15 protein-coding genes and 1 tRNA gene are annotated in these 21167 nt (G+C 67.3%); 14 read left to right on the top strand and 2 right to left on the bottom strand.

All coding sequences use genetic code 11. The features are described 5' to 3' along the window. Window positions 1–354: 354 nt before the first annotated feature. Window positions 355–2079: a tetratricopeptide repeat protein gene (locus RIV14_RS07620; protein ID WP_143223514.1), complete on the bottom strand. Its 1725-nt coding sequence runs from the start codon at window positions 2077–2079 to the stop codon at window positions 355–357. A gap of 272 nt (window positions 2080–2351) precedes the next feature. Between RIV14_RS07620 and RIV14_RS07615 the strand changes: the two genes are divergently transcribed. The 6 genes from RIV14_RS07615 to RIV14_RS07590 all read left to right on the top strand — a co-directional run bounded on the left by RIV14_RS07615 (window position 2352) and on the right by RIV14_RS07590 (window position 8876). Further along, a complete protein-coding gene (locus RIV14_RS07615) occupies window positions 2352–3695 on the top strand; it encodes a hemolysin family protein (protein ID WP_075372224.1) in 1344 nt (447 codons plus the stop codon). Continuing rightward, the gene (locus tag RIV14_RS07610; protein WP_075372225.1) at window positions 3692–4771 is read left to right on the top strand and encodes a hemolysin family protein; all 1080 of its coding nucleotides are present in this window, start codon (window positions 3692–3694) and stop codon (window positions 4769–4771) included. The genes RIV14_RS07615 and RIV14_RS07610 overlap by 4 nt, the downstream gene beginning before the upstream one ends. 342 nt (window positions 4772–5113) lie before the next feature. Then, a complete protein-coding gene (locus RIV14_RS07605) occupies window positions 5114–7387 on the top strand; it encodes a M23 family metallopeptidase (protein ID WP_256699217.1) in 2274 nt (757 codons plus the stop codon). Window positions 7388–7399: 12 nt separating this feature from the next. Next, window positions 7400–8155, top strand: a complete 756-nt coding sequence (locus tag RIV14_RS07600) for a glycerophosphodiester phosphodiesterase family protein (protein WP_075372227.1) — start codon at window positions 7400–7402, stop codon at window positions 8153–8155. Window positions 8156–8233: 78 nt separating this feature from the next. Beyond that, entirely contained in the window at window positions 8234–8506 is a 273-nt protein-coding gene (locus RIV14_RS07595; protein WP_256695086.1) for a hypothetical protein, read from the top strand. Window positions 8507–8525: 19 nt separating this feature from the next. After that, window positions 8526–8876 carry a ribbon-helix-helix domain-containing protein gene (locus RIV14_RS07590; RefSeq protein ID WP_075372228.1) on the top strand — a complete coding sequence of 117 codons (351 nt, stop codon included), beginning with the start codon at window positions 8526–8528 and terminating at the stop codon, window positions 8874–8876. Between the two features lie 101 nt (window positions 8877–8977). On the opposite strand, the gene RIV14_RS07585 is transcribed toward RIV14_RS07590, so the two are convergent. Beyond that, window positions 8978–9053 (bottom strand) — tRNA-Arg (locus tag RIV14_RS07585). A gap of 132 nt (window positions 9054–9185) precedes the next feature. On the opposite strand from RIV14_RS07585, the gene argS reads away from it, so the two are divergent. The 8 genes from argS to thrB all read left to right on the top strand — a co-directional run bounded on the left by argS (window position 9186) and on the right by thrB (window position 20319). Then, window positions 9186–10871: an arginine--tRNA ligase gene (gene argS / locus RIV14_RS07580; RefSeq protein ID WP_075372229.1), complete on the top strand. Its 1686-nt coding sequence runs from the start codon at window positions 9186–9188 to the stop codon at window positions 10869–10871. A 6-nt stretch (window positions 10872–10877) separates the two neighbouring features. Continuing rightward, the gene (gene lysA / locus RIV14_RS07575) at window positions 10878–12338 is read left to right on the top strand and encodes a diaminopimelate decarboxylase (RefSeq protein WP_075372230.1); all 1461 of its coding nucleotides are present in this window, start codon (window positions 10878–10880) and stop codon (window positions 12336–12338) included. A 21-nt stretch (window positions 12339–12359) separates the two neighbouring features. Further along, a complete protein-coding gene (locus RIV14_RS07570) occupies window positions 12360–13640 on the top strand; it encodes a hypothetical protein (RefSeq protein ID WP_075372231.1) in 1281 nt (426 codons plus the stop codon). Window position 13641: 1 nt separating this feature from the next. Further along, on the top strand, window positions 13642–15216 hold the full coding sequence (locus RIV14_RS07565) for a tetratricopeptide repeat protein (RefSeq protein ID WP_075372232.1): 1575 nt from the start codon (window positions 13642–13644) through the stop codon (window positions 15214–15216). 356 nt (window positions 15217–15572) lie between these two features. After that, entirely contained in the window at window positions 15573–17396 is a 1824-nt protein-coding gene (locus RIV14_RS07560) for a DUF7926 domain-containing protein (RefSeq protein ID WP_075403497.1), read from the top strand. Window positions 17397–17654: 258 nt separating this feature from the next. Beyond that, window positions 17655–17822 (top strand): hypothetical protein, encoded by a 168-nt coding sequence (locus RIV14_RS07555; RefSeq protein ID WP_178387936.1) that lies wholly within the window; start codon window positions 17655–17657, stop codon window positions 17820–17822. Between the two features lie 264 nt (window positions 17823–18086). Beyond that, entirely contained in the window at window positions 18087–19415 is a 1329-nt protein-coding gene (locus RIV14_RS07550; RefSeq protein ID WP_075373665.1) for a homoserine dehydrogenase, read from the top strand. 1 nt (window position 19416) lies between these two features. Beyond that, complete coding sequence (thrB, locus tag RIV14_RS07545; RefSeq protein ID WP_075371426.1) at window positions 19417–20319, top strand: homoserine kinase; 903 nt, start codon at window positions 19417–19419, stop codon at window positions 20317–20319. Window positions 20320–21167: the final 848 nt, after the last annotated feature.

Here is a 21167-nt window from a genome sequence, read left to right as displayed (position 1 = left end):
CTCCCGTTCCGACACTGGGAGCCTCAGCGGGACCCCGGGGGAGGAACGGCGGCGTTCATCGGACATCCTAGAAGGTGAAGGGCGTCTCATGCGAGCAAATACGGGACCAAAGACACATGCGTGTCCCGGGCGTGACACGCTCGCGGCCCCGGCCCGGCGGCCGGCCCGATGGCGGCGACCTACAGGTCTCGCCACTCCTCGAAGGCATCGAGCCGGGACGTGTCGCCGTCTCCCGCAAGATCCTAATGTTTCTGCTTCAGGGGCTGCGCTCATAGATAGTTATGCTCGAAGTTGTCGATCGACTGGTGAGGTTGAAGACGAATGTCTGTTCGTGCCGTTGAGGACGGAATGTGGTCAATCGTATAATTGATGTGCACTTTTGGGGTCTATGGAATTGGCTTGGTTGTACAATTTCTGTGATTTTATCTCGTCTCCCTGTTGGTGCAGGAAGCGTGCGTAGGAACGAAGGTTTTTTACGTTACTTGGGTCGAGGGTAATGGCTCGCTCGTACACCTCCTTTACGCGATGCGTGTTATCTGATGCGCTCGCTAAAAGTTCAGCGTAGTATACTAGGATGAATGTGTCGTTAGGGTCGAGGATAATAGCTTTCTCATACATGGTGATGGCTAGATTTGTGTCGCCGACAACCACGTCTAAAAATATCGCGTAATCTTTTGTAAATCGGGCGTTATGGGGCTCTGCGGAGATGGCTTGCTCGTATATCGTTTGGGCTTGAAATACATCAGCCATGCTATGACATGTGTCCCCTAGGTAGTTGGCGTAGCTGCCGAGAATCGAGGCGGCGTTTGAGCTATTTTTGAGAGCTTCTTCAAAAATATGCTTAGGGGATGGCGATAGTTGCGCGTCTTGGTCTATTATCATTGCCATTCGGTATAGTTGATGTGCTGGAAGACTCATTTTTCCTAACTCTAATAACGTATCGATTGTTAATGGCCAGGTGGTTTTGTCGTCTGCGATGACGTCGATCACCTCCCACTTATTTTCACCTGCCTGCTTGAGGAGTGGAACGGAGCCTTTTATCGGCCTAATGGCTTGTGACCATACGCTGTCCCAATCGGCTATTTCTTCGCTGTTGTCTCGATATGTTGAAGAGAAGGATATTAGTTGCTTTTTTGTGGCGGCTCCTAGGCCGAAGCGACGCCAGTCTGCTGCTGCTTTGACCAGTGTCCCGCACCATGAGTGCTTCTCAAGTTCGTCGGCGAATGTGGCGCGCACTGCTTCGGCGCACCCGAGTAGGGGGCCTAAGCCGATACTTTCGATCTGTGATAGTTGATTTGCGTAAGAGGTGAGCTTTACTGCGTTGAGTTCGTTTTTTGATAGCGTGGGGTTGAGTGTGATTTTTTTAAAGCGATTGATTGTGTCCCACCCCACAACCTTCTCGTTGGCGCGATCTCCGTATTCGTTGTATTGGGAGCGCATTATCGTAGCAATGATGGTGCAGGAACTACTTGTCCACTGGTTGAGCAGTCCGAGTGTCAAGCTCTGATTGGATAGGAATCTGTCGATGTCATCCAGGAGGATGATGGTCTTGGGTGATGGCTGTTGGTCGCTGTTGAGAAGCTTCTCGATGTCGCCGTCGTCTCTTGGGAACCAGAGCGGGGTCTCCGGCCAGTGGGAATGAATCGTCTCTAATGCCAGGCGAGTCTTCCCGGACATGGATGGTCCCTCAATGAGGACGGGTATTCCGTTATTGAGGTGCTCCAGCAGCTGGTGCTGAATGTCGCGAGGAACGAACTCGGTGATATCACGATCCGAGCTGTGTACTCGCAGTGACTCTAAAGGTTCCTCGCTTATGTTAGTTGCCACTCCTGCTGAATCGGCGATTTGTCGCCTGCGGGAGCGCATGGAGACCCAGTCACGGAGTTGGGGTGTCGCTGCCGCTGCGGCTCCAACAGCGGCCCCGATAACGCCTCCTCCTGTTGTCCATGCTGCGCTATGTGTTGCGAAGTACGGGATCGCGGCGCCAGCGACGATGCCTCCAGCTGGCGCAAGGAGCCACCAGCCGGACTGGCTCGGATCAGTTGAGTGGACCGCCTTCTGTGGCTTCCGTGACGACATCGCAACCTCCGTGCTCACTCGGTCTGTGACGTAGGCTACCTGAGTCGTGAGAAATCAGTGACTTCAGTAATGGTTACGTGAGACCCGATGTCTGCCTCGGCCGCAGTACCACCGCGGTGGTACCGTTCGGTCACTATGCGATCGGCTTTCCGCCGGGCCTCAAGGCGCCGCACCCGCACGCACCGCGCCTCCTCGCCCGCCTCTGACCACCCCCACCCCGACTCGTCCGCCTCCGGCGCCCACGCCGCACTCCACGTGGGGGAGGGGCCCGCATGACCGACTGGCTCATGATCGCCGTCGGCGTGGTCCTCACCGTGGGCACCGCCCTGTTCGTTGCCGGCGAGTTCTCCCTGGTCGCCCTCGACCCCTCCACCGTCGAGACCCGCGCCGCCACCGGCGACAAGCGCGCCACCACCGTCCAGCGAGCCCTGGGGCGCCTGTCCACCCTCCTGTCCGGAGCCCAGGTCGGCATCACCCTGACCACCGTGCTCCTGGGCTACACCATGCAGGCTGCCCTCGCGAACCTGCTCACCGGCCTCATGAGCCACTGGCTGGCCGCCTCCGTGGCCACCGGCGCCGCAGTGGTCATCGCCCTCGTCGTCGTCAACGCCTTCTCCATGGTCATCGGCGAGCTCATCCCCAAGAACGTCACCCTGGCCGACCCCATGCGCGCCGCAGGCCTCGTGATCCCCTTCGTCATGGGCTTCACCACCCTCCTCAAGCCCCTCATCGTCCTGCTCAACGGCGCCGCCAACGCCGTCCTGCACGCCATGGGCATCGAACCCGCCGAAGAGCTCAGCGGCACCCGCAGCGCCGGCGAGCTCGCCTCCCTCGTGCGCCACAGCGCCGAGGAAGGCACCCTCGACGCCTCCACCGCCACCCTGCTCACCCGCTCCATCGGACTGGGGGCGCTGACCGCCGTGGACGTTATGACCGACCGCGGCCGCCTCCACACCCTTGAGGCCGATGACTCCGCCGAGGACGTGGTGCACCTGGCCCGCGCCACCGGCCACTCCCGCTTCCCCGTCATCGGCCGCGACGTCGACGACGTCATGGGCATCGTCCACCTGCGCCGTGCCATCGGCGTCCCCTACGAGCGGCGCGCCGACGTACCGGTCGCCTCCACCTCCCTCATGACGCCCGCCCCCCGTGTCCCCGAGACCATGCCGCTGGCCGACCTGCTCGTCGAGCTGCGTGCCCAGGGCTCCCAGATGGCGATCGTCGTCGACGAGTACGGCGGCACCGCCGGCGTCGTCACCCTCGAGGACGCCGTCGAGGAGGTCGTCGGGGACGTCGCCGACGAGCACGACCGCCGCCGCGCCGGCGCCCACCTCGACCCCTCCGGACACTGGGTCGTCCCCGGGTGGATGCGCCCCGACGAGCTCGCTACCCGCGCCGCCATCCAGGTCCCCGACGACGGCCCCTACGAGACCCTCGGCGGCCTGGTCATGACCGAGCTCGGCCGCATCCCCGCCGTCGGCGACGTCGTCGACCTGCCCCACGCCTCCCTGACCGTCGACGCCATGGACGGGCGCCGCGTCACCCGCCTCCACGTGCGCCCCAAGGACCCTGAGACCGCGCCCGGAAGCCAAGGACCAGAGGGGGAGCGCCGATGAGTACGCCAATCGCCCTCTTGATCACCGTCATCCTCCTGGCCGGCAACGCCTTCTTCGTCGGCGCCGAGTTCGCCGTCACCTCCTCGCGCCGCAGCCAGCTCGAGCCACTGGCCGAGGCCGGCGACGCCCGCGCCGCCACCGCCCTATGGGCTCTGCAGAACATCTCGCGCATGCTGGCCACCGCCCAGCTCGGCGTCACCCTGTGCTCTACCGGACTGGGCGTTGTCGCCGAGCCGGCCATCGCCCACGCCCTGGAGCCCCTGCTGGCGACCGTCGGCGTCGGGCACGCCGGCTCCCACGCCGTCGCCGTCGTCATCGCCCTGGTCATCGTCGTGGGCCTGCACGTCGTCGCCGGGGAGATGGTGCCCAAGAACATCTCCATCGCCTCCCCGGAGAAGGCCGTGCGCTGGCTCGCCCCGCCCCTGGTGTGGTGCTCGCGCGTCTTCAGCCCCGTGGTCAACGCTCTCAACGGCTTCGCCAACGGGGCCCTCAAAGTCCTGGGCATCGAGGCCAAGGAGGAGATCGCCGCCGCCTTCAACGCCGAGGAGGTCGCCTCCATCGTCGAGCGCTCCACCGCCGAAGGCGTCCTGGAGGACTCCACCGGCCTGCTCAGCGGCGCCCTGGAGTTCTCCGAGGAGACCGCCGGCAGCGTCATGGTGCCCCTGAGCGAGCTCATCACCCTGCCCCAGGACTGCACCCCGGAGGACGTGGAGCGGGCCGTGGCCTCCACCGGCTTCTCCCGCTTCCCGCTCGTCGCCGACCAGGCCGCGGTTGACCAGGGGGAGGAGCCCGTCATCACCGGCTACCTGCACCTCAAGGACATCCTCTACGCCGACGGCGCCGAGCGCACCGAGCCGGTACCCGCCTGGCGCGCTCGCGCACTCGTTCCCGTCGGCTACGACGACGAGGTCGAGGAGGCGCTGGCGGCCATGCAGCGCTCAGGGGCCCACCTCGGGCACGTGCGCAACGCGCAAGGGCGCTTCATCGGGGTCCTCTTCCTGGAGGACATCCTCGAAGAGCTCGTCGGCGAGGTCAACGACGCCATGCAGCGCGAGGAGCACCAGCGCCGTGACTAAATCGTGATTTAACGGGTGGAGTCGGCGGATACTTACAACATGGGCCGTCTCGGGCGACCATTGTCGAGCGCTGAGCAGACAGCGGTGCACAGGTGCTGATTCGTTCGTATGGCACGGGATCCTCGTGTCGGGCCGGCTGCGTGGATAGAACTGCAGGGTTTGCGTAAGAAGTGCAGGTCACACAAAGGTGTGCTGGTTCTCCTGGCAAGACCCACAGGAGACCGCTACTGTTTTAACCGAGTACAACCCAGGCTGTCGCCCTGGCAGCCGCCACGTCGTGACTGCCGGTTTGTCGGCAGCGACGACTTCCCTATGACACTCAGCCATCTGGAGGCTTCCCGCGTGACCCCGCAGCCCATGAGTCGACGCCAGCGTCGCGAGGCGGAACGTGCTGCCGAAGCCGCTCGCCAGGTCGCTGAGGCACAGGTCGCAGCCGCGCCGTCGTCACCGTCGACGACGCACACCACTCACGTCGCCGGAGCCACTCGCCGCTCACGTCGCGACCTCCACGCCGAGAACGGCGCCGCCTCCAGTCCCCTCACCGCTCCGAACCCGTCGGCTCTCCCCGACGTTCCGCTTGCCCCGCAGAAGCAGAACCACCCGCAGCGGCCCGTGGCGCCGGCAGCGGCGTCAGACACGCGGACGGGAGCGCGCCCAGGGAGCGATGCGGCGCCGTCGGTCTTCGGAGACCCGGCGCCGTCGCAGCCCGTCGCACCAATGAGCCGGATGGCTCGTCGGCGTCAGAGCGCCATTGAACAGCCCGAGCCCACCTCGCATCAGCCCGAGCAGTCGCAGGCCTCGGCGCCTCAGGGGTACAGCTCCGCATCTGCGGCCCCGTCCGTCTTCTCCCCCTCAGCACAGGTCGCCGGCGACACTCGCCCCACCCGGCGCTCCCGCAAAGACCTGCGGACCGCCCAGGTCTTCGAGGATACCCAGCAGACGCGGGAGAACCCCGCCGTCGAGAGTGCTGCGCAGCCCCAGGCTCACCGCCCCGAGAGCCGCCACAACCAGCGCCGCTCTCATCGTGCCCACCAGGCCGCGCCCGCAGCGGCACCATCAACGCCCTCGGCGTTGTCGCCCCTGGTCGCGGCCTCACTGGCCGAGTCCACCTCAGGGCTTGAGCCGGCATCTGCTCACCCCACCGGCGCCACGCCGTGGTGGGCCGCTAGCGACACGGCTTCAGCTTCGCCCAGTGACACGCAGCGTCACCGTCACGCAGCCGCGCAGACCGCCCCCGCCGAGCCGGAAGCCGGGGCGACCTCCGAACCTGCCTCCCGACCCGCGGGCCGCCGCCGGCAACGCGCCTCGGCAGCCCCCGCCGGCGCCTCGACCGCCTCGACCAACCCTGTCGTTGCCTCCACGCCCCACCACGCCGCCTCTTTCGGCGTCCCCGGCACGCAGACGGACGGCGCCGCCACCCAGACGCCGCGAACCGAAGCGCCAGCGCCCGTGGAGCTGGCTCCTCAGGCGCCCTCCGCACCCGAGACGCCCCATGAGATCCGGTTCTCGCAGCGGATCACGGACTTCCGCGGCGCCGAGACCATCGAGGTCCCCGAGGTCCGCAAGATCATGGCTGCCCGCAAAGCCGGGGTGCCGCTCGCGGACGAGGAGACCATCCACGCCATCAAGGCCGCCCGGAGCGCCAGGAAGACCAAGTCCGTGCGGACGGCCGCCCAGACCAAGCGAGGCAAGGCAGCCGACGAGGCCGCCGCCCCGACGTCGTCGGTCAGGGCCAAGGCAGCATCGAAGCCGGACACGCACCGCGACTCCTCAACCGGCCCCGCCCCAGCCCGTCCCGTCCGCCGCCGCACCGGCTCCGGGATCCTGGGGCGCACCGCCGTCCTGTCGGTCCTGGCCATGGCCACAGTGCTCGCCCCCTTGTCCAGCCACCTCGACAACACCCCGCTGGCCTCGGCCGCCATGAAGATGCACCCCAGCGGCTCCACCACGCAGAGTCCGGCCGTCGCCGGGACGAAGGCCTCCTCCGTGGCCAGCTCCGTGCTCGGCAGCGACGACCTGGACGACGACTCCGACACCCAGCTGTCCAACGTGCCCGACGCCGCCACCCGGGCCAGGATCCGCGAGGCCTACCAGAACGCTGCCAAGACCTGCTCCTCAGCCACCGGCGCCTCCGGCGACACCAGCGCCTTCAGCTCCAAGCCGCAGCTGTTCTACCCGATGCTTCCGGGCACCTACGAGATCTCCTCCGAGTACGGTTACCGCACCCACCCCACCCTCGGCTACCGCAAGCTGCACGCCGGGCAGGACATGGCCGCTCCCGTGGGGACACCCATCTACGCGGCCGCCGCCGGCACCGTCACCACCGCCGGCATGGTCGACGGCACCGGAACCATCACCATCAAGCACGAGATCGACGGCCAGGTCTGGTACACCAGCTACCTGCACATGTACGAGGACGGTATTTACGTCAAGGCCGGTGACACCGTCACGGCCGGCCAGATGATCGCCGGAGTGGGTAACACAGGCCGGTCCTCCGGTTCTCACCTGCACTTCGAGGTGCGCACCAAGGACGACACCGCCGACGAGTCCACCGTGGAGCCGTGGGGCTGGCTCAAGCAGCACAACGCCGTCGAGCTCACCACCAACTGCAGCTGAGGGAGACCCACTGTGCCGCCTGCCGCGTCACGAACCCGCCGCCCTGCCGTCATCGCCCACCGCGGCGGCGGACGCGAGGTTCCTGAGAATACCTGGAGCGCCGTCGAGCACGTGGCCGCGCTCGGGCTGGAGTGGATGGAGACCGACCTTCGGTTGACCGCCGACGGCGTCGTCGTGCTCAGCCATGACGAGGACCTGTACCGCACCGCGAACGACCCCCGCACCGTCGGCGAGGTCATGTGGGCCGAGCTTGCCGACCTCGACTCCGGCGACGGGCGCGGCTTCGTCCGACTCGACGACGCCCTGTACGCCCAGCCGGCGATGAAGTTCAACATTGACCTGAAGGACTCCAGCGTTGTCCAGGCCGCCCTGCAGACGGTGCGCGACGCCCAGGCCCTCGACCGAGTCCGGTTCGCCTCCTTCTCCGCTCGTCGGCTGGCCGTGCTGCGCCGCCAGGAGCCACGGGCCATGACCTCACTGGGCGTCAGTGACGTGCTCGGCCTCATGCTGCGCAGCGAGGCGGCCGTCCCCCTGCCCCAGACCCGCTGGGGCTGGACCCGCGGCAGGGTCGACGCCGTCCAGGTGCCGGAGAGCTACCACGGCGTCCCGGTGGTCACCCGCCGCTTCGTCGCCTCCGCGCACATCGCGGGCCTGGAGGTCCACGTCTGGACGGTGGACGACCCCGAGCGGATGCGCCACCTGGCCGACCTCAACGTGGACGCCATTATGACCGACGTCCCCAGCCTCGCCCTGAAGACTTTGGGATAACGTTGGGCGATAGGGGTCGCACCGCTGAGCAGCGGTGTAAGGAGTCTTGCTCACCTCTATCCTCGGTACTACCATAATATGGTGAGGTTCGAGTTCAGCGATTCTGCAGACAAGCATGGCGTGCCCCGCTCCGATGCGGAGTACGCCGTCATGCATCACGTCGACTACGAGATCCTCCAACCCCGCCGTGCAGGTGAGCAGTCATTCATGTTCGTCGGTCGGCCCCACCCGCAGGCACTGCGCTACCTCGAAGTCGGCGTCGCCGTTGACGGTCGTGGTCGACGCACCATCTTCCATGTCATGGAGGTCACTGATCTCTACCGTCACCTTGTTCCACCCGTCGACCACTGACCGACCAGATAGAGCCGCTATGTCTCCTGATTCCACACGCGCCCCTTTCACTGATGCTGAGCAGGCCTATTACAACCAGTTCGATGAGGACGTCACCGCGGGCCGCGTGCCCACCGTCGGACGCGGAGCCGGCCGTGACGGCTCACGCATCAGCGACACAGATCTTGATGCCATCCTCCGTGGCCGCCCAGGTCTCGGACAGGCCCACGCCACCGGTCGCGGACGCTCCCCACGCCGCCAGGTCCGCCTACCCGAGCACACCAACGCGGCTCTTGACGCCTACATCGAGAAGCACGGCACTACCGCCAGTGCCGTCATTCGTGATGCCGTTGAGGCTTATCTTTCCCATGAGAACACGCCAGCCGCATGATGACCGGTCTGAGCGATGGACACACGTTGTTCCTGTTCCGTTGTCATGCCTCGAATTACATGAGCAAGCCCCCGCCGCGGGTGGCGACGGGGGCTCGGAGGTGGTGCCCCGGACAGGATTCGAACCTGCGACCTTCTGCTCCGGAGGCAGACGCTCTATCCACTGAGCTACCGGGGCCCGAGGCGTGACTGTACCAGCGTCCCGGTCCCGGTGCGAAACCGGCACGAGACTGCGACATGTCCCACGATGCCCGGCAGCTGCCGGCCTCCCTCGTGATCCGGCCCGTCCGTTGACGGTACGCTGACGCGCGTGACCCCAGAAGAGCTTGCCGCAGCCATCCGCACCGTCCTGGAGGAGGCCTCCGCCGAGGGCTCCCTCGCCCTGCCCTCCGCCGAGATTCCCGTCCCCCGCGTCGAGCGCCCTCGCAACCGCGACCACGGTGACTGGTCCACCAACGTGGCTATGCAGCTGGCCAAGAAGGCCGGCACCAAGCCGCGCGATCTCGCCGAGCTCCTCGTCCCGCGCCTTGAGGCCCTCGACGGCATCGCCTCCGTGGAGGTCGCCGGCCCCGGCTTCCTTAACATCCGCCTCGACGCCGCCAGCGCCGGCGAGCTCGCCCGCTCCATCGTCGAGGCCGCAGAGGCCTACGGCCGCAACGACTCCCTGAGCGGCCAGCACATCAACCTCGAGTACGTCTCGGCCAACCCCACCGGGCCGGTCCACCTGGGCGGCGCCCGCTGGGCCGCCGTCGGCGACTCCCTGGCCCGAATCCTGTCCGCCTGCGGTGCCCAGGTCACCCGGGAGTACTACTTCAACGACCACGGCACCCAGATCGACCGCTTCGCCCGCTCCCTGCTGGCCTCCGCACGCGGCGAGCAGACCCCCGAGGACGGCTACGGCGGCGCCTACATCAGCGAGATCGCCCAGCAGGTGACCGCCGACGAGCTCGCCGCCGGCCGCCCCGACCCGGCCACCCTGCCCGACGCCGAGGCCACTGAGGTCTTCCGTTCCCGCGGCGTCGACCTCATGTTCGCCGCCGTCAAGGCCGAGCTGCACGCCTTCCGCTCCGACTTCGACGTCTTCTTCCACGAGGACTCCCTGCACACCTCTGGCGCCGTCGAGCGCGCCATCGCCCGCCTGCGCGAGCGCGGCGTCATCGAGGAGCGCGACGGCGCCACCTGGCTGCGCACCACCGACTTCGGGGACGACAAGGACCGCGTCCTCATCAAGTCCGACGGCAACGCCGCCTACTTCGCCGCCGACCTCGCCTACTACCTGGACAAGCGCGAGCGTGGTGCCGACTGCGCCCTCTACCTGCTCGGGGCCGACCACCACGGCTACATCGGCCGGATGATGGCCATGTGCGCGGCCTTCGGGGACACCCCCGGCACCAACATGCAGATCCTCATCGGCCAGCTCGTCAACCTCGTGCGCAACGGTGTCCCGGTGCGCATGTCCAAGCGCGCCGGTACCATCGTCACCCTGGAGGACCTGGTCGACGCCGTCGGCGTGGACGCCGCCCGCTACGCCCTGGCCCGTTCCTCCATGGACTCCATGATCGACATCGACCTGGACCTGCTGGCCTCCTCCACCTCCGACAACCCCGTCTACTACGTCCAGTACGCCCACGCTCGCACCCGCAACGTGGCCCGCAACGCCGCCGAGCACGGTGTGAGCCGCGACCCGAACGAGGCGCCCTTCGAGCCCGGTGCCCTGGACGATCCGGCCGACGCCGCCCTGCTGGGGGTCCTGGCCCAGTTCCCCGCCACCGTGGCCCAGGCCGCACAGCTGCGCGAGCAGCACCGAGTAGCCCGCTACCTCGAGCAGCTCGCCGCCGCCTACCACGCCTGGTACGGCGCCACCCGCGTCACCCCCCGTGGGGACGACGCCGTGAGCGCCGGGCACGTGGCCCGCCTGTGGCTCAACGACGCCGTCGGTCAGGTCCTGGCCAACGGGCTCGACCTGCTGGGCGTGAGCGCGCCCGAGAGGATGTGAGAGTCGATGACCGACCAGATTCCCGCCGGTGAGCCGCCCCTGGGGGCGCTGGCCTGTCCGGAGCCCGAGGACCGTCCCGACCTGTGGCCCACCACGGCGCGGCGCACGGATGATGGCGAGCTCGCCCTGGGCGGGCTGACCGTCTCCGAGATTCTCGCCGGGGCCCCCAGCCCCGTCTTCGTCCTGGACGAGGCCGACCTGCGCGGCCGCGCCGCCTCCTGGGCCGCCGCCATGCACGAGGAGTTCTGGCCCAGCTACGGCATGGCCGGGGGAGAGGCCTTCTACGCAGGCAAGGCCTTCCTGACCACCAAGGTCGCCCAGTGGGTCCTCGAGGAGGGCATGGGCATCGACACCGCCAGCCGCGGCGAGCTCGCCGTGGGACTGGCCGCCCTGCAGGAGGTGGACGGGGCGGAGGCCGCCACGGACGCCACCCGTCTGGGCCTGCACGGCAACGGTAAGACGCAGGCCGAGATCGCCGTCGCCCTCACCCACCACGTGGGCCACCTCGTCCTCGACTCCCTCGAGGAGGTCGACCTCGCCGTCCGCGCCGTGCGAGAGCTGCGCGCCAGCGGCGTCTACGGGTCCGAGGAGACCGGCAAGGTCATGGTGCGCCTGACCACCGGTGTGCACGCCGGGGGCCACGAGTACATCTCCACCGGTCACGAGGACCAGAAGTTCGGCCTCTCCGTCCACGCCGGTACCGCCCGGCAGGCCATCGACGCAATCATCGCCGCCCCCGAGCTTGAGCTGCACGGGCTGCACTCCCACATCGGCTCCCAGATCCTGGACCTGGCCGGCTTCCGGGAGGCCGTCGGCATCGTCCTCACCCTGCGCCACGAGGTCGCCGCAGATACCGGGCACCTGTGCCCGGAGGTCGACCTGGGCGGCGGTTACGGCATCGCCTACACCGGGGCCGACCCGGTGCCGCCCAGCCCGGCGCAGGTCGCCCGTACCCTGGCCGAGGCCGTGCGCGAGACCTGCGAGCGCCTTGGAGACGAGGTCCCCACCGTCTCCATCGAGCCCGGCCGCGCAGTCGCCGGCCCGACGACGGTCACCCTCTACACCGTCACCGGCCTCAAGCACGTCGACCTGGAGGAGGGGGCCTCACGCCTCTACGTCAGCATCGACGGCGGCATGAGCGACAACATCCGCCCCGCCCTCTACGAGGCCGCCTACACGGCCCTCGTTGCCAACCGCCGCCCCGACCCGCAGGCCGGGCTGGTGCGCAGCCGGGTGGTGGGCAAGCACTGCGAGTCCGGCGACGTCGTCGTGCGTGACGTGGACCTGCCCGCCGACCTGGCCGTCGGCGACGTGCTGGCCGTTCCCGCCACTGGTGCCTACGGGCGCTCCATGGCCTCCAACTACAACCTCTTCACCCGCCCCGGCGTGCGCTGGGTGCGAGAGCGCGAGTCGGGCTGGGTCCTGCGCCCTGAGACCATCGAGGACCTCCTGCGCCTTGAGGGTTGAGTCCCTGTATAGACTCCGGGCATGGGTGACAGTGACCGGGACTGCCGCAGGGACTTCTACCGCGCGCTGAACGTCCATCAAGGCGCTCAGATGCTCAGCGAGGAAGAGGAGTTCGAGCGCTACTACGTCCCGATCTATGCCCAGTCCGACGGCCCGGCTGGGCCGGATCTGGTCGCGGAGATCGCCACGGCGATCGACTTCACCGCCGGAGGGTCTGTTCAGCTGCTCTCCGGCTATCGCGGCGCCGGAAAGACCACTGAGCTCCTGCGCCTCAAACGGGAACTCGACCGTGAGGTTTACCTCCCCGTCTACTTCGACATCGAGGACTACTTCAACCCTGAGCTTCCACTCGAAGCGGCGACTTTTCTCGTCGGCCTCGCCGCCGGCTTCGTTGACAACTGCGAGGAAATCGACGGGCTCAAGCAGAGCCTGTACCGCCGGGTTCAGACATTCTTCCAGCGACTCGACATCGATGCCGAGCTCAGTGCCTCCGTCAGCGGGGGGCCGGCCTCTCTTGACCTAAGGGCGAGGTTCCGTGACGACGAGAGCTTCCGGGCGCAGGTCAAGGCCGCCCTCGACTCCAACCGCAAGACCTTCAAGGAGGAGATGCACGCCTTCTTCAACGATCTGGCGAACAGCCTGCCCGGGAACAAGACACCGGTCTTCATCGTCGACTCCATTGATCACTACCGGGGGCGGTCCTCCACCTTCGACGAGGTCCGCGACTCCGTGGAGACCTTGTTCTCCCACTACGCCTCAGAGCTGGCCCTGCCCGGGATGCACGTGGTCTACACGGTGCCGGTGTACGTCAAACCTACAGGATGGGGCGGGGAGGTCTGGCCCGTCCTCAACGTCAAGGTGCGGGAGCGCAGCGGCGAGGACTGCCAGGAGGGCATCGACCTGCTGCGTCAGGTGCTGGCTCAACGCGCCCCAAATGGCGATGTGGAACGACTCCTGGGTGCGGAGACGGACCGGGTGATCCGGGCCTCGGGTGGCCTGTTCCGTGACCTGTTCCGCCTGGTTGCGGGCCTCCTACTCAAGAACGGCCCGCTTCCCGTGAGACCCGAGGATGTCGACCAGGTGGAGCGCCAACAGCGCTCGCAGGCTGTCGTCGGGTTGACTCAGGAGCAGTGGGAGATCCTTCGCCAGGTGAAGGAGACCCAACAGCTTATCGTGCCGCGAGAGCTGACCTCGGAGGCCTGGACCCTCCAGGCCCTCGGGTACGTGCTGTGCTACCGCAACGGAACCGTTGACTGGTGGGGTGTGAATCCCCTTTTGGAGCCCCTCCTCGACGAGGACTAGCATGCGCGTCCCGACTGCCCCCTCGACGGTGAGTATTGACCAAGCTTGGTCGGATCTGCGCCGCCACCTGGAGTGGACCAGGAATGAGCCCACCGTCGTGATGATTGCGGCACAGACCCGAGCCCAGACCCAGGACCTCAAGGAACGTGCCGCACTGTGGTGCCGACGGACTCATGAGCCCTGGAGCGAACCGGAGCCAGAACAGCTTCTGAGCTTGTGGCTGAGCCGCCATCTTCCCGTTCCCGGCGTTCTCTTCCTAGATCTGTGGGATGACGAGGTGCGCCGCAGGGTTCTGCACATTCTCAACGAGATGCGGATACGCCTGGCTCGCCCCGGGGGCGGATGCGTCATGGTTTGCGGGCCTATCGCCCTACTTAGTGACGCGGCCCGTGAGGCAGCGGACCTGTGGTCCATTCGGTCCTTGACTTGCGTCATCGGTTCCAGTTCCAGCGATCTGGTGGACCGACCGCAGCGCCGCGAAGAGGACGACCGGTCTCGCTCCGTGGGAGCAAGTGACGGTTCTCGGTACCGCTCGACCTGGAGCATCACGGTTCCACCGGATCAACGGACCCCCGAGCTGGCTGTTACCATCCGAGAGACGGACCGGGCCCGGCGTCTGCTGCCTACTGAGCCTTGGAGGGCCAGAGAGATTCTAGATGCTCTGCCCGAGGAACCGTCCCCACTGGCGGTGGCTTTCAGGGGGCTGACCCGCGCGGAGATCGGCGGGCTGCTGGACGACACTGTCACTGTGGAGGTGAATCTCAAGGCCGTCCTGGAGACCCTTGCTGATTTTCCGGCCCCTCTCCGTTCCCAGGTGGCGGATGCGGTTCTGGCCATTGCCATGACCTTTGGTGCTGTCGACGCCGCTGCACCGGCCGCTCGGGAGCGCGAACGCTCGGCTCGGGGTTTGGTGGAGTCGTTGGGGACGCCGGAGGCTCGCCGTGACCTGTCAGTCTCGCTGAACAATGTGGGTCGGGTGGCCCTGGCTCGTGGTGAGTGGGATGCGGCTGAGGCTGCTTACCAGGAGTCACTGGGGTTGGCTCGGGGGCTGGAGGAGTCGTTGGGGACTCCAGAGGCTCGCCGTGACCTGTCAATCTCGCTGGACAATGTGGGGCAGGTGGCCCTGGCTCGTGGTGAGTGGGATGCGGCTGAGGCTGCTTACCAGGAGTCACTGGAGATTCGGCGGGGTTTGGTGGAGTCGTTGGGGACTCCAGAGGCTCGCCGTGACCTGTCAGTCTCGCTGGACAATGTGGGTCGGGTGGCTTGGGCGCGGGGTGAGTGGGATGCGGCCGAGGCCGCTTACCGGGAGTCACTGGGGTTGGCTCGGGGTTTGGTGGAGTCGTTGGGGACGCCGGAGGCTCGCCGTGACCTGTCGGTCTCGCTGGACAATGTGGGTCGGGTGGCTTGGGCGCGGGGTGACTGGGATGCGGCTGAGGCTGCTTACCGGGAGTCGCTGGAGATCCGGCGGGAGCTGGATGACCTGATGGGAACCCCGCAGGCTCAGCAGGACGTGTCAACCTCTCAGGAGAACCTCAAGCGCCTGAGCCAGAAGCGTGCTGACCTGGGAGAACTCTGAACGGAGTCGCGCCTCAGGAGGGGACCTGAAGGCTCCCTGTGTGGAGGGCTAGCACAACCGAAGCGCGGCCCTCCTCGTGGGGGACGCACAGTGTCAGCACAGTCTCGCGACACATTTTTTGTAGAGTATCTACAAATATTATGGCGTCAAGTTGGTTAGAACGTCAGTTTCAGTTGTGATGAGACTGTGACGTCGTGCGTGTTTTGAGTGTTCCCTATTCCCAAACAGTCGGTTTGTGACACAGTGGTCTTGGTCATCACGGGGCGGCTTTCCCTCTCCTGAACAGACAGTGGGAACGTTCGGTGATGCTTCACAAGGCAGACCCTTGTCATCTATGCCAGGAATCCGGAGAACCCATGAACACCATGTCCACGGGCGCCGCCTCTCGGCCGGCCCTCACACGAGGGGCGGTGAGGGGGGCCGCCGCCATCCTCACTCTCTTCCTTGTCGCGATCCTGTCTCAGTTCGCTCCTCAGGCGAGCGCTGAGCAGAACAAGAGCGTCAACGTCACCAACCTGTCTCTGACACGGGTGGACGGCAACAACATTGAGCAGGAAGGGAAGCTCAACACCTACGACCTCGCCCGCCTCAGCTTCGACTGGAGCGGCGTCGACGCCAACCTCAAGAGCGGCGACTCCTTCACGATCGGTCTGGGTGAGTACTTCACCAACCTGCAGAACAGCGAGACCCACCCGATGACCGTCGAGTACGGCGGCAAGGATGTCGAGGTCGGTACCTGCACCCTGACCGTCAAGGACGTCACCTGCACCTTCAACTCCAAGGTTGACGAGCTCAAGGCCGCCGGCTTCCACAACTTCAAGGGTTCCGGCTCCGCCCTGGTGTCCGTCGCCAAGGCCACCGACGAGCAGTCCGTTGACTTCACCGTCAACGGCGTCACCACCACCGTCACCCTGCCCGGTGGCGGCGGCATCGGCGGCCCCAAGGAGAGCGACTGGGAGCTCACCAAGTGGGCCTCCAGCTTCTACAACAACTACAAGGAGCTGACCTGGGGTGTGAACTTCGGGACCAACCAGACCACTGGTGGCAAGCTCGGCAAGACCTTCGACGGCTCCCGCCAGAGCATCGTCTTCACCGACACCCTCGGTGGCGGCATGACCTTCAACCAGGCCGACGCCACCCGCACGGTCCTCAACCTGCGCCCGGCTGACGGCAAGTCCATCCCGCTGACCAACGCCGCCGGCCAGGACGCCACCACCCAGTACGGTGACTACGACGTCAAGGTCACCTACTCCCAGGACGGACGCACTGCGACCTACGAGGTGACCGGTCCGTTCCAGAACGGCACCAACTTCACCCTGGAGTACCCCGTCTCCTTCGTGGACGCCAACGGCAACGCCGTCGCCGCCACGCGGGGCACCTCCTACGAGAACACCGTTAACCTCAACGGCACGGACCTGACCAGCACCCAGAAGCAGTCCTACGTCCAGTACTTCGACATCTCGGTCCAGATGGAGCCCGGCTTCGGCAGCTTCAACGTGACCAAGGTCATCGAGGGTGAGGCCGCCGCGAAGGCCGCCGGCTCCAGCTTCGTCGTCGACGTCGCCTACGAGCTGCCGGCCGCTGCCAGCTCCTACCCGGACTGGAAGGCTCCCGAGGGCCAGAAGGCCACTGGCGAGGGCCGCACCGGAACCTCCTCCGTCACGGTCAAGCCCGGTGAGCCGGTCGCCTTCGACGGCACCTTCCCCGTGGGCACCAAGATCACGCTCACCGAGGACACCTCCAAGGCCCAGCCCGCCGCCTCCGGCTTCAGCTGGGGTGAGCCGGTCTTCACCATCGACAGCCAGAAGACCAACACCTTCACCATCCGCGACCAGGAGCTCGTCAAGGTCTCCCTGACCAACACGACGACGACCACCTCGACGCCGCCGACGACCACGCAGACTCCGCCCGCGGTGACCACGCCGCCTGCGACCCCGCCGACGACCACGCAGACCCCGCCCGCGGTGACCACGCCGCCTGCGACCCCGCCGACCACCACGCAGACCCCGCCGAGCACCCCGGGTGCTCCGGTGCCACCCACCTCCACCCCGAAGACGCCGAACGGTGGCACTCCGCCGCTGGCGCACACCGGTGCTAACGCTGTTGCGCTCGTGCTGCTCGCCGGCGCCGGCCTGGGTGGCGGTGCCCTCCTGGTGGCTCGTCGCCGCAACGCCTCCTGAACGCGGGTAACCGCTTCTCGAGCCTGAACGCTCTGTCATCAGAGCCCATCCAGTGGCCCCGACCCGGTTCAACCGGGTCGGGGCCACTGGCCGTCTGTGCCCAGGGGGCCGGTCGGTATCCCGCAGGCTCCGCTCGAGGTACCTGCCGGAAGCAGGAGATCCTCGTCCGATCGTCTCAGCCGTAGGGAGGAGGAGCCCTCCTCGCCAATCGTTCTCCTGAGGGGCGCTTATCGCAGCGCTGCTTTCTAACCTGAAGGCATGAGCGCAACAACCTCCTCCTCTCCGTCCACACTGACCTCCTTCCTCTCCTCCCTGGAGCAGCCGCCTCCGGCCTGGGGGTACTCCGACAGCGCGGCCGCCCCGACGTCCATGGGCCTGGGCCGGGTGATCACTCGGCTGCTCAAGCAGATCATCTGGCGGCGTTGAGCGCCTTTACTTCGCGCACCGTCACAGGTGGGCGCCGGAAGCAACCTGCCCGGGCCCATCAGCCGGGGAGCACGGGACCTGCCGTGTGTCCACAGGCGGACACGCAAGCGCTCCACGGTCGATGGCCCTTATGCTGGCCCGCGGCGATGGTCATCGCCGGTGAGCGGTCGGTTGACCGCGCCTGCCGATCGGCCCATCGCATGACGCAGTCGAAGTGCCCACGCGCGGCACGCAACACAGCACACACAGCAAGGTGGTCATTCCGTGGCTCAAGACCTCTCACCCGCCCAGCGCACACTCACCGTCGGCGTCCTCGGCGCCGGGACCGTCGGCAGCCAGGTCATTCGCCTCCTCACCGAGCAGGCCGACGACTTCGCCGCCCGCTCCGGCGCGCGTCTTGAGATCACGGGCGTCGCCGTCCGCGATGTCAACGCGCCGCGTGACTTCGCCGTCCCCCGGGACCTCCTCACCGATGACGCCACCGCTGTCGCCACCGGGAACGACCTGGTCATCGAGCTCATCGGCGGGATCGAGCCGGCCCGCACCCTCATCCTGGCCGCCTTCAAGGCCGGGGCCAGCGTCATCACCGGAAACAAGGCCCTCATCGCGGCCCACGGCCCCGAGCTCTACACCGCCGCGGCGGCCGCCGGCACCGACTTCTACTACGAGGCCGCCGTCGCCGGCGCCATTCCCGTGGTCTACGCGCTGCGCGAGTCCATGGCCGGCGACCGCGTCACCAGCGTGCTCGGCATCGTCAACGGCACCACCAACTACATCCTCGACGAGATGAGCACCAAGGGCCTGTCCTTCGAGACCGCCCTGGCCACCGCCCAGGAGCTCGGCTACGCCGAGGCAGACCCCACCGCCGACGTCGACGGCCTGGACGCCGCCGCCAAGGCCGCCATCATCGCCTCCCTCGCCTTCCATACCCGGGTGGGCCTCGACGACGTCTCCGTCGAGGGCATCCGCAAGGTCACCGCCGACGACATCCGCGAGGCCCACGCCTCGGGCTGCGAGCTCAAGCTGCTCGCCATCGCCCAGCGCCGCGAGGACGAGCATGCACAAGGCGTCTCCGTGCGGGTCCACCCCGCCCTCGTGCCCAACGACCACCCGCTGGCCAGCGTTCACGGCGCCTACAACGCCGTCCTGGTCGAGGCCGAGAGCGCCGGGCGCCTCATGTTCTACGGTCAGGGAGCAGGGGGAGCCCCGACGGCCTCCGCGGTCCTGTCCGACGTCGTCGCCGCCGCCGCCCACCGGGTCCACGGAGGTCAGGCCCCCCGCGAGTCCTCCTACGCGAGCCTGCCGGTCCTCGGCCCCGAGGCCGCCGTCACCCGCTACCAGATCCAGCTGCGCTCCGACGACGCCGTCGGCTCCCTGGCCGCAATGGCCTCCGTCTTCGCCGAGAACGGGGTCTCCATCAACTCGGTGCGCCAGAGCGCCTACGTCACCTCCGACGGCAGCCAGGACCAGGCCGTCGTCACCTTCGTGACCCACCCGGCCCCCGTCTTCCACCTCGACGCCGCGGTCGAGGGGCTACGAGTCTCGGACCGGGTCGCCGAGGTCGTCTCCATCCAACGTGTCGAGGGTGAGTGACATGCGCATCGTCTACGAGCGCGCGGCCGTCCGGGTCCCGGCCACGACGGCGAACATGGGGCCAGGCTTCGACTCCTTCGGCATGGCCTTCCGCTACTACGACGAGGTCTCGGTGCGGCCGATCACCGGCACCACCCGCGTCATCGTCGAGGGCGTGGGCGCAGAGACGGTCCCCACCGATGACAACAACCTCGTCGTGCAGGCCCTGCGGGCCGGCCTCGACGCCGTCGGAGCCCCACAGGCCGGCTTCGAGATGCGCTGCGTCAACCGGATCCCCCACGGCGGGGGCATGGGATCGTCCGCCAGCGCCGCCGTGGCCGGACTCATGCTGGCGCGCGGCCTCATCTCCGAGCCGGAGGCCCTCAGCGACGACCGGATCTTCGCCCTGGCCACCGACTTCGAGGGCCACCCCGACAACGTCGCTCCCGCCGTGTTCGGAGGCGCCACCGTCGCCTGGGTCGAGCGCGGCGGGCATCCGCGTATGGCGCCCATGCCCGTGGACGCCACCCTCGGGGTGAGCCTGCTCATCCCGCCGGCGACGACGCGCCTGTCCACCAAGGAGGCTCGTCAGGTCCTGCCGGTCTCCGTTCCGCGCGAGGACGCCCTGTTCAACACCTCCCGGGCCGCCGTGCTCATGCTGGCGCTCGCCGGACGCCCCGACCTGCTCATGGCCGGCACTGAGGACCGGCTCCACCAGGAGTACCGACGCGGGGTCCTGCCCGCCTCGATGGCGGTCATGGACTCCCTGCGCGAGCAGGGCTACCCGGCCGTCATCTCCGGTGCGGGCCCCACGGTGCTGGTCCTGTCCACGCTGGCCGACCAGACCCGTTTCGCCCTGGAGAACCACGGCTGGAGCGTACTCAGCCCCGGAATCGACACCCGCGGGGCGGTCCTGACCTCCTGATCCGCGCGAACGGCTTCTTCGCCCGCCTCCCGATCGCGGGCGTCCTCGAGTCCGAGGGCGCCCGCGATCTGCGTCCGCCTCGAATCCCCGGTGAGGTGTGCTGTCTCCTCACTTCTGAGACATGTGGGGGTTATGACTTCTGAGGCACTCACTCAGACAAGATTCCGGGATGGTGCTGGTGGTCCTGGAGGCGAGGGTGGCCTCAAGGCGAGGCATGACGGGGTGTGGGTGTCCATGGTGCTGACATCACAGGCGCACCGGCGCCGCGCGCCGAAGAAGAACCGCAGGATTCCAACGATCCCCACGGGGTGCTTCGGCGGCTGGATCGTTGATGTCAGCGCTGTGGACACCGGGCTGTGCGGGAGTGAGTCCGCGGGGTTCTTGGTGGCACAGCCCGGCGCTGTCGCGGTGTGGAACCACCGCCACAGTTGCCTCCGACCCTGCGTCGTCTGCCGCGCCCAGCCCCGCCACCCGGGGCCCATCACACGTCACCAACGTCATGACCTCAAACATCGAGCTCTATCCGGCGCCCACACGAAGGCCCGCAGGCCATGGTTCAACGCCGACCCCGCCCGCACCGAGCCGGCTCCGCCCCGCTCCTGCCCCGAGTCGGCCTACTCCACGAGGGTCGGGATCTACTGGCCAATGGTTGTGCGTACTGCACGAAGGCCCCACCTACCCGAAGTACCCCCAACCCTCCTCCAGTAGCACCCCACCCTCGTGCAGTACATCCAGACGACACCGGCAGCCATCACAGTGACCGGGCCGGCCCCTCTCCGACAGGCCCAAGCAGCAGCTCTCCCCTCCGGCAGACCCACCCCGCCGATGTCTTGAGAAGTCATGACATC

Origin of the sequence: Actinomyces acetigenes (assembly GCF_031296635.1) — a bacterium.
In the GTDB taxonomy this organism is placed as follows: domain Bacteria; phylum Actinomycetota; class Actinomycetes; order Actinomycetales; family Actinomycetaceae; genus Actinomyces; species Actinomyces acetigenes.
This window is presented reverse-complemented; position numbering and strand designations above follow the sequence as displayed.

What these genes read in the sequence shown, in the direction of transcription:
- RIV14_RS07615 (WP_075372224.1), top strand. Translation starts at nt 2,352, where the DNA reads ATGACCGACTGGCTCATGATCGCCGTCGGCGTGGTCCTCACCGTGGGC.
- RIV14_RS07610 (WP_075372225.1), top strand. Translation starts at nt 3,692, where the DNA reads ATGAGTACGCCAATCGCCCTCTTGATCACCGTCATCCTCCTGGCCGGC.
- RIV14_RS07595 (WP_256695086.1), top strand. Translation starts at nt 8,234, where the DNA reads ATGGTGAGGTTCGAGTTCAGCGATTCTGCAGACAAGCATGGCGTGCCC.
- RIV14_RS07565 (WP_075372232.1), top strand. Translation starts at nt 13,642, where the DNA reads ATGCGCGTCCCGACTGCCCCCTCGACGGTGAGTATTGACCAAGCTTGG.
- RIV14_RS07560 (WP_075403497.1), top strand. Translation starts at nt 15,573, where the DNA reads ATGAACACCATGTCCACGGGCGCCGCCTCTCGGCCGGCCCTCACACGA.
- thrB (WP_075371426.1), top strand. Translation starts at nt 19,417, where the DNA reads ATGCGCATCGTCTACGAGCGCGCGGCCGTCCGGGTCCCGGCCACGACG.
- RIV14_RS07590 (WP_075372228.1), top strand. Translation starts at nt 8,526, where the DNA reads ATGTCTCCTGATTCCACACGCGCCCCTTTCACTGATGCTGAGCAGGCC.
- RIV14_RS07570 (WP_075372231.1), top strand. Translation starts at nt 12,360, where the DNA reads ATGGGTGACAGTGACCGGGACTGCCGCAGGGACTTCTACCGCGCGCTG.
- RIV14_RS07620 (WP_143223514.1), bottom strand. Translation starts at nt 2,079, where the DNA reads ATGTCGTCACGGAAGCCACAGAAGGCGGTCCACTCAACTGATCCGAGC.
- lysA (WP_075372230.1), top strand. Translation starts at nt 10,878, where the DNA reads ATGACCGACCAGATTCCCGCCGGTGAGCCGCCCCTGGGGGCGCTGGCC.
- RIV14_RS07555 (WP_178387936.1), top strand. Translation starts at nt 17,655, where the DNA reads ATGAGCGCAACAACCTCCTCCTCTCCGTCCACACTGACCTCCTTCCTC.